General features: G+C 66.2%; 13 protein-coding genes. 5 read left to right on the plus strand and 8 right to left on the minus strand.

Annotation, left to right across the window (positions count from 1 at the left end):
• Positions 1–34: 34 nt before the first annotated feature.
• The 4 genes from DFR29_RS21225 (at position 35) to DFR29_RS21240 (ending at position 3,676) form a co-directional block, all read left to right on the plus strand.
• Positions 35–1,042, plus strand: coding sequence for an ArsJ-associated glyceraldehyde-3-phosphate dehydrogenase (locus DFR29_RS21225; protein WP_133820651.1), 1,008 nt, complete (start codon positions 35–37; stop codon positions 1,040–1,042).
• A 5-nt stretch (positions 1,043–1,047) separates the two neighbouring features.
• The gene (arsJ, locus tag DFR29_RS21230; protein WP_133820652.1) at positions 1,048–2,292 is read left to right on the plus strand and encodes an organoarsenical effux MFS transporter ArsJ; all 1,245 of its coding nucleotides are present in this window, start codon (positions 1,048–1,050) and stop codon (positions 2,290–2,292) included.
• 87 nt (positions 2,293–2,379) lie between these two features.
• On the plus strand, positions 2,380–3,222 hold the full coding sequence (locus DFR29_RS21235) for a hypothetical protein (protein ID WP_133820653.1): 843 nt from the start codon (positions 2,380–2,382) through the stop codon (positions 3,220–3,222).
• A 1-nt stretch (position 3,223) separates the two neighbouring features.
• On the plus strand, positions 3,224–3,676 hold the full coding sequence (locus tag DFR29_RS21240; protein WP_133820654.1) for a hypothetical protein: 453 nt from the start codon (positions 3,224–3,226) through the stop codon (positions 3,674–3,676).
• A 72-nt stretch (positions 3,677–3,748) separates the two neighbouring features.
• Here DFR29_RS21240 and DFR29_RS21245 read toward each other — a convergent pair whose 3' ends face one another.
• From DFR29_RS21245 to DFR29_RS21265, 5 genes are read right to left on the minus strand one after another with little or no spacing between them, the layout of a single operon-like run.
• Positions 3,749–4,669 carry a sterol desaturase family protein gene (locus tag DFR29_RS21245; RefSeq protein WP_133820655.1) on the minus strand — a complete coding sequence of 307 codons (921 nt, stop codon included), beginning with the start codon at positions 4,667–4,669 and terminating at the stop codon, positions 3,749–3,751.
• Positions 4,670–4,706: 37 nt separating this feature from the next.
• The gene (locus DFR29_RS21250; protein ID WP_133820656.1) at positions 4,707–5,903 is read right to left on the minus strand and encodes an MFS transporter; all 1,197 of its coding nucleotides are present in this window, start codon (positions 5,901–5,903) and stop codon (positions 4,707–4,709) included.
• Positions 5,900–7,342 (minus strand): NAD(P)-binding domain-containing protein, encoded by a 1,443-nt coding sequence (locus DFR29_RS21255; RefSeq protein ID WP_133820657.1) that lies wholly within the window; start codon positions 7,340–7,342, stop codon positions 5,900–5,902. The genes DFR29_RS21250 and DFR29_RS21255 overlap by 4 nt, the downstream gene beginning before the upstream one ends.
• On the minus strand, positions 7,335–7,889 hold the full coding sequence (locus DFR29_RS21260) for an arsinothricin resistance N-acetyltransferase ArsN1 family A (RefSeq protein ID WP_133820658.1): 555 nt from the start codon (positions 7,887–7,889) through the stop codon (positions 7,335–7,337). The genes DFR29_RS21255 and DFR29_RS21260 overlap by 8 nt, the downstream gene beginning before the upstream one ends.
• A gap of 37 nt (positions 7,890–7,926) precedes the next feature.
• Positions 7,927–8,460 (minus strand): MarR family winged helix-turn-helix transcriptional regulator, encoded by a 534-nt coding sequence (locus tag DFR29_RS21265; protein ID WP_133820659.1) that lies wholly within the window; start codon positions 8,458–8,460, stop codon positions 7,927–7,929.
• A gap of 190 nt (positions 8,461–8,650) precedes the next feature.
• Here DFR29_RS21265 and DFR29_RS21270 point away from each other — a divergent pair, with 190 nt between their 5' ends.
• Positions 8,651–9,739 (plus strand): hypothetical protein, encoded by a 1,089-nt coding sequence (locus DFR29_RS21270; RefSeq protein ID WP_133820660.1) that lies wholly within the window; start codon positions 8,651–8,653, stop codon positions 9,737–9,739.
• Between the two features lie 872 nt (positions 9,740–10,611).
• Here DFR29_RS21270 and DFR29_RS21275 read toward each other — a convergent pair.
• The 3 genes from DFR29_RS21275 to DFR29_RS21285 form a co-directional block, all read right to left on the minus strand.
• Entirely contained in the window at positions 10,612–11,094 is a 483-nt protein-coding gene (locus DFR29_RS21275; RefSeq protein ID WP_133820661.1) for a hypothetical protein, read from the minus strand.
• Positions 11,095–11,335: 241 nt separating this feature from the next.
• Positions 11,336–11,587 (minus strand): carbon storage regulator CsrA, encoded by a 252-nt coding sequence (csrA, locus tag DFR29_RS21280; protein ID WP_133820662.1) that lies wholly within the window; start codon positions 11,585–11,587, stop codon positions 11,336–11,338.
• A gap of 123 nt (positions 11,588–11,710) precedes the next feature.
• Positions 11,711–12,325: a hypothetical protein gene (locus tag DFR29_RS21285; protein WP_133820663.1), complete on the minus strand. Its 615-nt coding sequence runs from the start codon at positions 12,323–12,325 to the stop codon at positions 11,711–11,713.
• Positions 12,326–12,390: the final 65 nt, after the last annotated feature.

Consider the following 12,390-nt stretch of genomic DNA (forward strand, 5'->3'; position numbering starts at 1 on the left):
CCTCTCCTTTCGATCTGCTGAGAAACGAAACGCCATGACAATTCGCGTCGGCATCAACGGGTTTGGCCGCATGGGCCGCCTGACCCTCCGCGCCGCCTGGGATTCCCCCGATTTCACGTTCGTGCGCGTCAACGATCCGGGCGGCGACGTCGCCACGTTCGCGCACCTGCTCAACTTCGATTCGATCCACGGCCGCTGGGCGCACGAAGCGCGCGCGGACGGCGAGGCCCTCGTCGTCGGCGGGCGGCGCATCCCGCTCACGCGGAACACCGGCATCGCCGACACCGATTGGTCCGACTGCGACGTCGTCGTCGAAGCCTCCGGAAAATTCCGCAAGTCCGCGGTGCTGCGTCCGTATCTGGACCAGGGCGTGAAGCGCGTGGTGATCACGGCGCCGGTGAAAGAAGCCGGGGTGCTCGACTGCGTGGTGGGCGTCAACCACGACCGCTTCGATCCGGCCGTCCACCGCCTCATCACCGCCGCCTCGTGCACCACGAACTGCCTCGCACCAGTCGTGAAGGTGATCCACGAGAACCTGCGCATCCGACACGGCAGCCTGACGACCATCCACAGCCTGACCAACACGCAAGTCATCGTGGACGCGCCGCACAAGGACCTGCGACGCGCGCGGGCGTGCGGGTCCAGCCTCATCCCGACGTCGACCGGTTCGGCCACCGCCATCGCCCAAATCTTTCCGGAACTGAAAGGCCGCTTGAACGGGCACGCCGTGCGCGTGCCGCTGACCAACGCGTCGCTCACGGACTGCGTGTTCGAGGTCGAGCAACCGACGACGGTGGAAGAAGTGAACGCGCTGCTGAAGGCCGCGGCCGACGGACCGCTGCGCGGCATCCTCGGCTACGAAGAACGCCCGCTGGTGTCCATCGACTTCCTGGGCGATCCGCGCTCTGGCATCGTGGATGCATTGTCCACAATGGTGGTCAACGGCACGCACGTCAAAATCTACGCGTGGTACGACAACGAGTGGGGCTACGTGAACCGCACGGCCGAGCTGGTCCGCTTGGTCGGTGCGGGCGATCGGTAAATCCAATGGCGTCCAGCTCAGCCGCGGTCCGCCAGTATTTCCTGATCACCGGGAACTACTGGGCGTTCACCCTGACGGACGGCGCGTTGCGCATGCTGGTGGTGCTCCACTTCCACCAGTTGGGCTACTCCCCCCTGCAGGTGGCGCTGCTGTTCCTGTTCTACGAACTCTTCGGCGTGATCACCAACCTGGTGGGCGGCTGGCTCGGCGCGCGCATCGGCTTGAACCGCACGATGAACCTTGGTTTGGCGTTGCAGGTCGTGGCGCTGGCCATGCTGACCGTTCCGGCCGCCGCGCTCGCCGTTCCGTGGGTGATGGCCGCTCAGGCGCTATCGGGCGTCGCCAAAGATCTGAACAAAATGAGCGCCAAGAGCAGCATCAAGCTGCTCGTGCCGGGCGACCAGGGGAGCGCGCTGTACCGGTGGATCGCCGCGCTGACCGGCTCGAAGAACGCGCTCAAGGGCGTGGGCTTTTTTCTCGGCGGGGCGCTCCTGACCGCGCTCGGCTTCCGCGCGGCGCTGGCCGGCATGGCGCTCGCCTTGGTCGCTGTGTGGCTGGCCAGTGTGGCCCTTCTGCAACGCGACCTCGGCAAGGCGAAGAACAAGCCGAAGTTCCGCGATCTCTTTTCCAAGAGCCGCGCCGTCAACGTGCTGTCCGCGGCCCGCCTGTTTCTGTTCGGCGCCCGCGACGTGTGGTTCGTGGTGGCCCTGCCGGTTTTTCTGGCGACGGCTTTGCACTGGAGCGACTGGGCCGTTGGTGCCTTCCTCGCCTGCTGGGTCATCGGCTACGGCGCCGTGCAGTCGGTTGCCCCGTACTTCACGGGTCGGCGCAGCGGCCACCCTCCCGACGGCGCGCACGCGTTTGCATGGGCCTCGGCGTTGGCGGCGGCGCCAGCCGCCATGGCGGTGCTGCTGGGCTTCGCGGTCGATGCCACCGCGGTGCTCGTCGTCGGGCTGGCCGTCTTCGGCGTGCTGTTCGCTGTGAATTCGTCGCTGCACAGCTACCTCATCGTGAGCTACGCCAGCGAGGACGGCGTGTCCCTCGACGTCGGGTTCTACTACATGGCCAACGCGCTCGGTCGCTTGCTGGGAACGGTGCTGTCCGGTGCGGTGTTCCAGGCCGGTGGCCTCGTCCCGTGCCTGTGGATCGCCGCGGCATTGGTCGCGCTGGCTGCCGCGATTTCGCTGGCGTTGCCGAAGCATCCGCCGTCGGCGCTCGTACCGATCGGGGGCGGTGCGCACGACGGCTGAGGAACCCGCGGCCCAGCGGCGGCCGCCGGCGGTGGGAGTTCCTCCGCTGTGGGCGCAGAATGCCCCAGCGAGTCTCGGGAGCTGCCAATGGGAACGCTGATCGCCAAAGCCCTTTCGACCGCCGCAGGGTTGGCCCACCACACCTACGTCGAGTGCAGCGGGGGAAAAGCCTGGGGCTGCTACGGCCGGAAAACCGGCGGTGCCGAACTCGTCCGGGGGGCCGGCAGTACCGCCCGCGCGGACCGAATTGCCGAGCCCGATGAGCGAGCCGGCATCACCTGCTACGGCGTCAACGGCGTTTGCCATCAGGCCGCCAACCGAATTCTTCTGCCCGCCGGCGTCCTGGTAAAAAACGCCCGCGGATACCGGCTCTCGTACGCCATTTACGGCGAGTACGGCATCACGTTGCCGACGAAGAAGTGCCACGGCCTGTTGCGCAAGCACGAATCGATCGGGGGCGATCTGCCCGCTTGCCTCTTTTCTGGTGGCTCTGCGCCACCAGATAACCCCGATGAGCCGTCCGGCGACGACCGCGCTTTCCTCGGCTTGGCGCTGCGGCTTCACGACGCCTTGCAGGAGTCAGACGGTAGCCCGAATGCTCAGCTCGCCTTCCAGCTTGCCCACATCGAGCTGTGTGGTATGTACTGGGTCGGCCAGAGGTTTGTCGGTTTCAGAGACGCGGTTTTCCGAATCCAAGCGGGATTCGAACGGACGCGCCAGGAACTGCAAGGCCGCCGGCTTTTCGGCGATCTGCCTCCGTTGGGATTTTTGGAATCGATGAACGTGTTGACCGTCAACTACCAAGACGCCATGGCCGACGCACTTCCGAGCGACGTCTATGAGGACATGTTCCAGCTGGAACGCGACGAGCGCGTGATCCTCTGCGATCCCGACGTACTGGATTCGGGGAACGCGCCGCGGAGCGCTTGATATGAAAGCCCCGTTGCCGTTTGGAACCCGTTTGTCGGACGAGAGGTATCAGCGGAGCGTGGCCGCGCTCTACAACGGCTTGCCGGAGCCGCCGTCGCCGGAACAGGAAACGGCGGTCCGCAGGAAATCGTTGAATCTGGCCATCGACCACCGACTGGGCGTCGATTTTCCTGCGTCGCGGCGGGACGCCCTGTGGGAGGTTCAGCAGCGCATCGCCCGCAACCACCTCCGCGTTGCATGCGGGCTCGTGTTCACCGGCTTGGTTCGCCTGCTGACGCCCACGAATTGGTTGACCCGAAAGGGCCTCGGTGCGGCAGGCGGCTACGTACACAGGCAGTTCGCGCGCGTCTTGAGCCCCGACGAGCTGGCGCACTTTCTTGGCGACGACGACGAGCCAAGCAACGAGCCGCCGTCCTCGCCCGCGCGTCTGCCGCCGTCGCGCCCTCGCCGCTGATCGTCGGGCCTTTTGCTGCTCGCAGCCGGTTTTCCTCGCGAGGGCACAGCAGCGGTCCCGACGACGGGCGTTTTAGGCCGTCGGGCAGCAGCAACCGCATCGAATTCTTCCGAACCGGCGAACGACCCGCGAGCCGAGATCGGCGAAGGGATACAGCCACTGATCCCGCAGGCGGCGGGGGACGGCGCTTCCCGCCCAGAGCCCCACGCCGTCGTCCGCGACGCCGCGCCCGGGGTACCTGCGGGTGCCGAAAAGCCAATCCCAGACGAGCACCGTCGCGCCGTAGTTGCCGTTGGCCCAGCGCGGGTCGCGCGCGTGGTGCCAGCGGTGTAGTTCGGCCATGCTGAAAATCGCGTTGAGCGGCCCGAGGCGGAAATCGACGTTCGCGTGGCTGAGCACCCCGTGGACGTTGTGCAGAACACCCGCAACGAACAGGACCTCGGCCGGGGCGCCGAGCAGCGCCAACGGGAGCAGCGTGAGTGCTGCGGTGAGGAACGCGTTGACCGGGTGGAACCGTGCAAAGTTGAACCCATACAAGCGCTCGGGCGCGTGGTGGATGGCGTGCACGCGCCACAGAAAACCGCGCGATTCGTGGCTGGCGCGGTGGTAGAGGTAGGGGAGGAAGTCGCCGATCACCAAGGCCAGCGGGATCTGCGCCGCGACCGGCCAACCCGCGGGCCACAGGGTGCCGCCGGACCACAGCCCGAGCAGCACGACCGCAACGCCCCACACGGCGGCTTCCGCGACGGCCACGACGGCCGACGTCGCGCCGAGGTAGACCAGGTCGGCCCCGGCGTCCGGACCGGCGTTCCATCGGTCCGCGTAGGGCACAACCCGCTCCAGACCGAAGGTCAGAAACAACACTGCGGCTACGATCGCGGGCATCAGCCACGCCGCAGATTCGGGCGTGTGGCCGACCCACGCGGCGAGGCCCGCGCCGCCGAACAGCAACGGGAACGCGGCGAAGCGGAGCAGGGTACGCAGGCGATTCATCGGTCGGAGTCCTTGATGCGAAGGCGGTCGGGGGCCTTCAGGCCGCGGGGTGGGGCAACAGGGTGGGGTGGCGCGACAGCGCGTAGGCGAGCGGGCAGCACGCGAGCAGCGTCGAGGCCAGAACCAGAAACACGGCGTCGCTGCCCAGCCAGCCGGCAGCCGCGGCCACCGCGAAGGGGCCGGCGGCGCGTGCCAAGCCCTGGGCGCGGGCGATGACGCCGTTGGTGCGGCCGGCCGCTTCGGCGCCGAACATCAGGGGCACGATCCAGGGCCGTGCCAGTGTGTGCAGGCCGGCACCAACGCCGAACACTGCCACGCCCAGGAATGCACCGGCCAACGAGCCGGCCAAACCGAGCAGGGCCAGCCCGGCGACCTGGAGCGCCAAAGGCCCGACCAACAGGACGCGCGGAGACAAGGCGCGGCCGGCGCCGCGCCACAGCCACACCCGCCCAGGCAGCTGCATGATGCCGAGTGCAGCCAGCACCCACGCGGTCCGTTCGATGGGGTGGCCGCGCGCGACCAGGCTCGGCACCACCAACGTGGTCAGCGCCATGGCCGAGAAGGTCGCGGCGACGAAGGGGGCACCGGTCCACCAGAGCAAGCGGCGGTCCACGGGGGCGAGATTGGTTGCCGGGGCTGCGGCACGCGACCAGCTCTCCGCGGCGTGCAATTCCCGCAGCGCCGCGCGCTCCAGCCACAGCGTCGCGAGCAGCCAGACCACCGCCAGCACGCGGAGGGTGAGGCGCCAGCCCAGGTGCGCCACGCCCGCACCGACCAGTGGAAGAAACACGGTGCTGGCCAGCCCGCCCATTACGGTCAGGCTGGCCAAGGCGCGCAAGCGAGCCGACGGGTCGGCGAAGGCGCGCGTGATGAGCGCGAACGCCGTTTCGTAGAGGACCAGGGCCATGCAGGCGCCGAGACCCGCCCAGACCGCGTAGAGGCCGGCCAGGCCATCCACGTACGACCAAGCGAGCAGCAGCGCGGCGCCGGCCCAGGCGCCCGCGCGGAGCACCAGCACGCCGTGGCCGCGGTCCAGCCAGCGGCCCACGGCGGTGGCCAGAACGGCGCTGACGGTCAGCCCGACGGAAAACGCCCCGGCGACGGCCGCGTCCGACGCGCCCCATTCGTCGCGCATGGGCACGAGCAGTACGGAGAAGGCGTAGTAGACGATGCCCCAGTAGACGCATTGGCCCGCGCCCAGAATCCAGACCACGGGCCAACGCGGAGGGCTCATGCGCGGGCGGCTCCGCAGCAGGACGACTTGGCGGGGGCGGGAGCAAGCGCAACCGCCGGGACCGGGGCGGCCGTGGGGCCGCAACCGCAGCCGGCTTCCCCGCTGGCCTTGGCGTCGGCGTCGGCCACGCAGCACGCGGCGGAATCGGCCGGCGCGGGGCCACCGCAGCAGGCCGCGGCAGGGAGAGCCTCGTCGGCGGCAAACTGGGTGTTGCACACCCCGGTCTCCGGCAGCACCAGCTCGACGCGCCGCGCGGCTTCCCAATCGCCGGCGATGGCGGCGGCGACCGACCGCACCTGTTCGTAGCCCGTCAGCAGCAGGAAGGTCGGCGCCCGCCCGTAGCTTTTCATGCCGACGATGTAGAAGTTGGCGTCGGGGTGCTGGAGTTCGACCGCGCCGTGCGGGCGCACGCTGCCGCAGCTGTGCAGGTTCGGGTCGATCAGCGGGGCCAGCGCCGCCGGCGCCTGAGTGCCGGCATCGAGGTCAAGGCGCACCTCGCTGAGGAGGCTCAGGTCCGGACGGAAGCCGGTGGCGCCGATCAGCTCATCGACCGGTGGCAGCGCGGTCGCGCCGCTCCACGCGACCCAGCCGGCGTCCGTGCGTTCCAGGCGATCGATGTGGGCACCGGTGTGGACCGCGATGGCTCCGGTCTCGACCAGACGCGCGATGCGCAGGCCCAGACGGCCGCGTTCCTTCAGCTGGTCGTTCTCGCCACCGCCCAGCACGTGCTGCAACGATGGCCGCCGCACGGCCCAATGGATCTGCATGCCGGGTATGGTTTGAGCCAGGCGCGCAAGGTCGGTCAGCACGTTGAACGCCGAGTGGCCGCTGCCCACCACCAGCACGCGTTTGCCGGCGTAGCGGTCGCGTGCGAAGCCCAGCACGTCGGGCATGCCGTAGGCCACGTGCGCGGCCGCGGCGCGCTCGCCCAGCGCCGGGAGGCCAGCGGCCCCGAGAGGATTTGGCGCATCGACGGTGCCCGAGGCGTCGACCACCGCCTGGGCGTGCACCTCGTGTTCCTCGCCGTCCTGCTCGTAGCGAACCACGAACGGGGTGGCGTCGCGCTGCGCGTTCTTCATGCGGTCGCGCTGGTGCTTGGTGATGCCGACCACCCGGGCGTTGAGTCGGATGTGCGGGGCCAGCTCCGGGGTACCGGCCAGGGGTTCCAGGTACCGCGCCACGACCTCGCCGCCGGTGGGGAAGTGCGTCGGGTCCGGCGCCTGCCAGCCGTTGGCCGCGAGGATTTCCGCGGCGCGCGCGTCGAGCGTGTATTCCCACGGGGAGAACATGCGTACGTGCGCCCAGCGGCGCATGCCGGCACCGACCTGGGCGCCGGCTTCCAGGACCAGGGGCGTGAACCCGCGGGCGCGCAAATGGGCGGCGGCGGCCAGGCCCACCGGGCCGGCACCAACCACGACGACGGGCAACGAACTATCCATGGTGCACCTCGGTTTCTTGGGGAGGGGCGCTGGCTGGGCCGGCGAGGTTTTCGGGGATGAGGCGTTCGACGATCACGACGTCGAGCCATTGGCCGTCGAGCTGGCCGTGTTTTTCGTACAGGCCGACTTCGCGGAACCCGCAGGCGCGGCACAGCGCGCGGCTGGCGGTGTTGAAGGGAAAAATGCGGGAGAGAACCTTTGAGAAGCCGGCCGCGCGGGCCGCGTCGAGCAGGTCGTCGAGCAGCAGGCGGCCCACCCCGCAGCCGCGGGCAGCCGCGTCGATGTAGATCGAGAACTCGGCGATGCCGGCGTAGCAGGCGCGGGGCCGGTAGCTGCTCAAACCGGCCCACCCGATGACGCGGCCGTCGGCGTCCACCGCGACCCGCAGCGGATAACGGGGGTCGGCGATGCGCGGGAGCAGGTCCTCGGCGGTGCGGGGCTCGGTCTCGAACGTGGCGCCGCGCGCGGCGATGCCCTGGTTGTAGATTTCGGCGATGGCCGGCGCGTCGGTGGGCAAAGCGCTGCGGGTGGAAAAAGCTGGCGTCATGGTGTTGTCAGTACCAACTAAATGGGCAAATAAAAGGTCAGCCGCAGGTGCCGGTGCCGCACACCGGCGCGCAGGCGCCGACGCTGACCCCGGCCACGAAGCGGGCTTCGGCGGCCTTGGCCAGGCGGCGGATGACGTCGGTAACGCTGGCTCGAACGTGAGGATCCAGATCGGCCAGCATTTCGGCCTGCTGGGCGATGAGCCCGCGGTTGATCGTGTCGTACAACGCCCGCCCGTTGGGGGTGATGCGCAGGGAGACGGCTCGGGCGTCCTCCTCCTCGGGGCGGCGCTCGACGTAGCCCTTGCGTTCCAGCGCGTCGATCACCCGCGTGGTCGTGCTCTTGTCGAGCAAGAGCAGTTTGGCGAGGCTCTGGCTGCGCATCGGGCCGTGGTCCGCCAATGCTTCCAGCGCGTAGCACTGGGTAACCGAAATGTCGAAGCAGCAGATGCGGTCGCAGTCGCGGAACTGATAGACCCGGACCAAGTCCGCCAGGGCGGCGTTCAAGGCCTCGGCGTCGGCCAGCAGGCGATCCGGAGCGGTGGAAGGGGCGGAGGCGGTTTTCTGTTGCATGTAGCAACTATAGCGCGCTCGACGATGATTGCAAGTGCCAACCAAACCAAGCGCACGATCCTAGGGTGGCTTCTCGCATCTACCACCAGATGCGGGTCGGCAACCCGAATCCGGATTCGGATTGTTCGGTGGCTGCGCGGTTGCGACCATCCCAAACGTCGAGCAGGTGTCGATGCAGAAGGATTGTTCCGTGAACGTCCAGCACACGGTGTTGATCTACCGCGGTACCGACGAGGACGACGTGCCGAATGGGCGGGAGGTGGTCCTTGGGAACGTGGACTTCGAGCCGCTGGGTTACGCCGACCTCCTCGGAACCCAATCGAAGGGCCCGACGAAACTGTCCTTGCGAGTGCGGTCGGGCGTTGTCGTGGCGTGCGACGATCCCGGTTTGAAGCCGGGTACGCGCATCAACGGAGACTTCGGCGAATTCACGACGCATCTCACCGTGAAGACGATCGGACTGGTTCCCGGTGGCTGGTTGCCTTCCGGCCTGGCGGCGCTTACCGGCGCCACGGTCGGGTTCGACCTTTGCACCCTTGCGACCGTGAAGAAGGCCTTCAAGGGGCGAAGCGAAGGGGCCAGCGACAAAGACTTCCTCGACTTCTTGAACAGCCCCGGCGTTCGCATCAATCCCTTGTTCTCGATCATCGAGGGCACTCTGCAACGGGCTCCGACCGATGCCGAGGTGCGCGCACTGGCCCACCGCGTGCGCGGGACGTTGCAGGCCGTGCTGCCGCGGGCTGTCTTGGTCCCGGGCAGCGAGGAAAGCGTGGAAGGCGCGATCGGCCTGGCGCAAGAATCGGCAGCGGGGATTGAGCGGGAGCGGGCCTTTCTGCTCTCGGTGATCCCGCTCCTCCGCAAGCCCGTCGCCGAGGCGCGGAAGGGCGAGGTGTGGGCGGCCGTCGTGGACGCGTTCCAGAAGTCTGATCTGTCGCGACGGACCTTGAGCTTCTTTGCCGCACTGAGTTGCGTGGTGGCGCCTCAAGGGCGCAACCACGCGAGGGGCGTCTTAAAGCCAGGCACCCACCCTTACGGTCCCAAGGACGCCTACAACGCGCTGGCCGATCTGAGGCAGCTGGTGCTGTTGTCGAATGCATACGCGCTCTACCCCGACGATCGAATCATGTACTGCACCGACGACTTCAACTTTGCGGCGTTTTGGGTTGGATTGGAGCCTCGAAACTTCGTGCGAACGGACGCGGGAACGACGTTCGATTTCACCGGCAATCACCTGTTCCCCGGGATCTCCGAGGACCAATGGCGCGACGTGGCCGGGTGAGGAAAGGGGCCGGACGATCCGTCGTTCGTTTGGACTCTTCTCCGCGACTGGACCCAGGCCGGAAGCTTCGACAACAACCGGTTGGATTCGGACTGCCTGCGGCATGCAACTAATGCCATAATGGCTTATGTTGATTTAGATTACTGTATCCGATCAGAAAAATTTCGGATCGCCCTTGACGGTGTGAGGATGTCGATCTACGCTGCCTTCGTGGCTTCGGAAAGTTTGAATCCCAATCGGGGGTAGTGAGAAGACCGGCTCCAATCGCATTGGGTTTGATTCTGATGCGCGAGATACGAACTTTGATCCCCATAGGGGGTAGTGAGAAGACCGGCTTCAACCGCATCGGGTTTTATTCTGATGCGCGAGAAACGAGCTTTTGATCCCCATAGGGGGTAGTGAGAAGACCGGCTTCAACCGCATTGGGTTTTATTCCGATGCGCGAGAAACAAGCTTTTGATCCCCATAGGGGGTAGTGAGAAGACCTGCTTCAATCGCATTGGGTTTTTATTCTGATGCGCGAGATACGAACTTTGATCCCCATAGGGGGTAGTGAGAAGACCTGCTTCAATCGCATTGGGTTTTTATTCTGATGCGCGAGATACGAACTTTGATCCCCATAGGGGGTAGTGAGAAGGCCGGCTTCAATCGCATTGGGTTTGATTCCGATGCGCGAGAAACAACCTTTGAATCCCCATAGGGGGTAGTGAGAAGACCGGATTCAACCGCATTGGGTTTTATTCCGATGCGCGAGAAACCAAACCGTTCCATTCCCCATAGGGGAGCAGTGCCGACGCCCACGTCATCGTGGGCGTCGTTTTTCGTTGCGGCGGACGGAACGGCGAACCCGCCGAATTCCGTGGTGCGGTTTGTCAGAGCCGCTCGCGATGCGCCGGCTGTGCACCCGGCAGCACGAGATCGAGCGCCACCGCCCCGAGTTCGTGCTGCAACTCGGACGTGTAGGGGCACATTCCCGCCCGCAATGCGTGGGCCACGCGCACCAGGCCGGCGAGCTGGCCTGATCCGGCGAGCAAGCGTTTGTCGAGCCCCAGTTCCTTGAGGCGAGCCTTCACCGAGCTGTCGTATTCAAGCTGGATTGGGCGCCCACTGATCCCAGCGACGTAGGCAAAGTAGCCCCATCCGTGGGAACGCACGGGGTGAACTTCTTCTCCCTCGAACAGGACGTCGCCGGGAAAGAGCTCTTCGTCGCCGATCCGGAGGTAAGGGCCCGGCAAGTCGTCCGCGCGGAAGACTTTGCTCGGCACAGGCAGAGCCGTGCCGGCCCGCACGACCTTGGCCCAATAACGGCAGTGAGCGTTTTCGGGGCCAATTACGACGGAGGCGGAGACGGACATCGCAATGCTCTCAGCTGATGCGTTCAACGCATGCAACCAGAGAATGCGAGGCCGTCAAGTCGATTGCGTCGAGGCATCGGTCCATCGAGCGGCGATCCGGTTTTCGCCCTGAGCGGCGGGGCTAGGACTGGCCCGACATCGTCGTCGGCAGGCCCATCGCTGTGCTGTTCCTGCAATCCGCAACTGGGACTTTGCGCCAAGCGTGGCCGTAGTTCTGCAACGGACACCGCGGCAAGTCTGATCACCGAAAGCCCGGAAGCGCGCTCAGATCCACGGCTCGGTGGGTTTCGAGTCTGGAAGGCTCGGAATGCGCTATCGCTTGCCGGCAAGTACGCTCGTGGATGCGCCGGTATACCTCCTCTCGGTGCACCGGAACGTCCCTGGGAGCGTCGATTCCCAATCGGACCATAGAGCCAATTATTTGAAGCACGCGAACCGTAATATCGTGCCCGATGAGAATTGATTCCTTTTCGTCCCGCGACAAAACGAGCATGGCGCCTCCTGCATGATCGCCAGGGAAATCCCGGCTTCCGTGGTGCAACGTAAGTGGAAACGGGGAGGCGTCAAGGGGCAGGGCGCGTGGTCAACTATCTCTGTGAGACAGTGGACAATTTAATCAGAACGGCAGTGAACTCGGTGGGTATTCGGCGATGAAGCGAAGCGCGCCCAAAGCCCAGCGGTCTCGGTTTCCTGCCGCGTAGCGAAGGGACTCCATCCCCTTGAGCTGCCAACACGGGGTTGCCACGTCCGTGCGGGCCTCTTCGCAAGCGGCCAGGAACTGGTTCATGCGGTCTTGGATTTCCTGGCTGGATCGAAGTTTCGCTTCTTGGTGATATCGGGCTTGCTCCTGATACCTCATGAAGTGAGGAATGGGCGACGCCAGGGGCCATCGAACCATCGGAATGGGAGCGGCAGGAAACGATGATCTGAGGGGCAGGTAGTGCGGGCCTGGGTCCAGCAAATAGCCTTGGGCTTCAACCCAGTAATGCGACGCCTGATCGTTGGAGCCAGTACCAAAGCCCTGGTGCGAGGCGTGTTGCAAGTCGGCGGACACCACGAAGCAGGTGTACCGCCCGCCGACTATCTCTGACCCGATGCCCGTGCGCCGCAGCAACGCCCGCAGTCCGAAGGCCGCGTACATGCATCGTTTGTCGAAATCGTCGGGAAACCGTTGGCGAAGTACGTGATCGACGGTTGCGAGAGCGCTGCTCAACGGGTCTTGTTTCGCCATTCGGCAAACCTCAATCGGTTTTCTCGATCACCATCGTTGCACGCTTTTCGCGAGCGTCTCGGGCA

This window comes from Tahibacter aquaticus (assembly GCF_004363655.1).
In the GTDB taxonomy this organism is placed as follows: Bacteria; Pseudomonadota; Gammaproteobacteria; order Xanthomonadales; family Rhodanobacteraceae; genus Tahibacter; species Tahibacter aquaticus.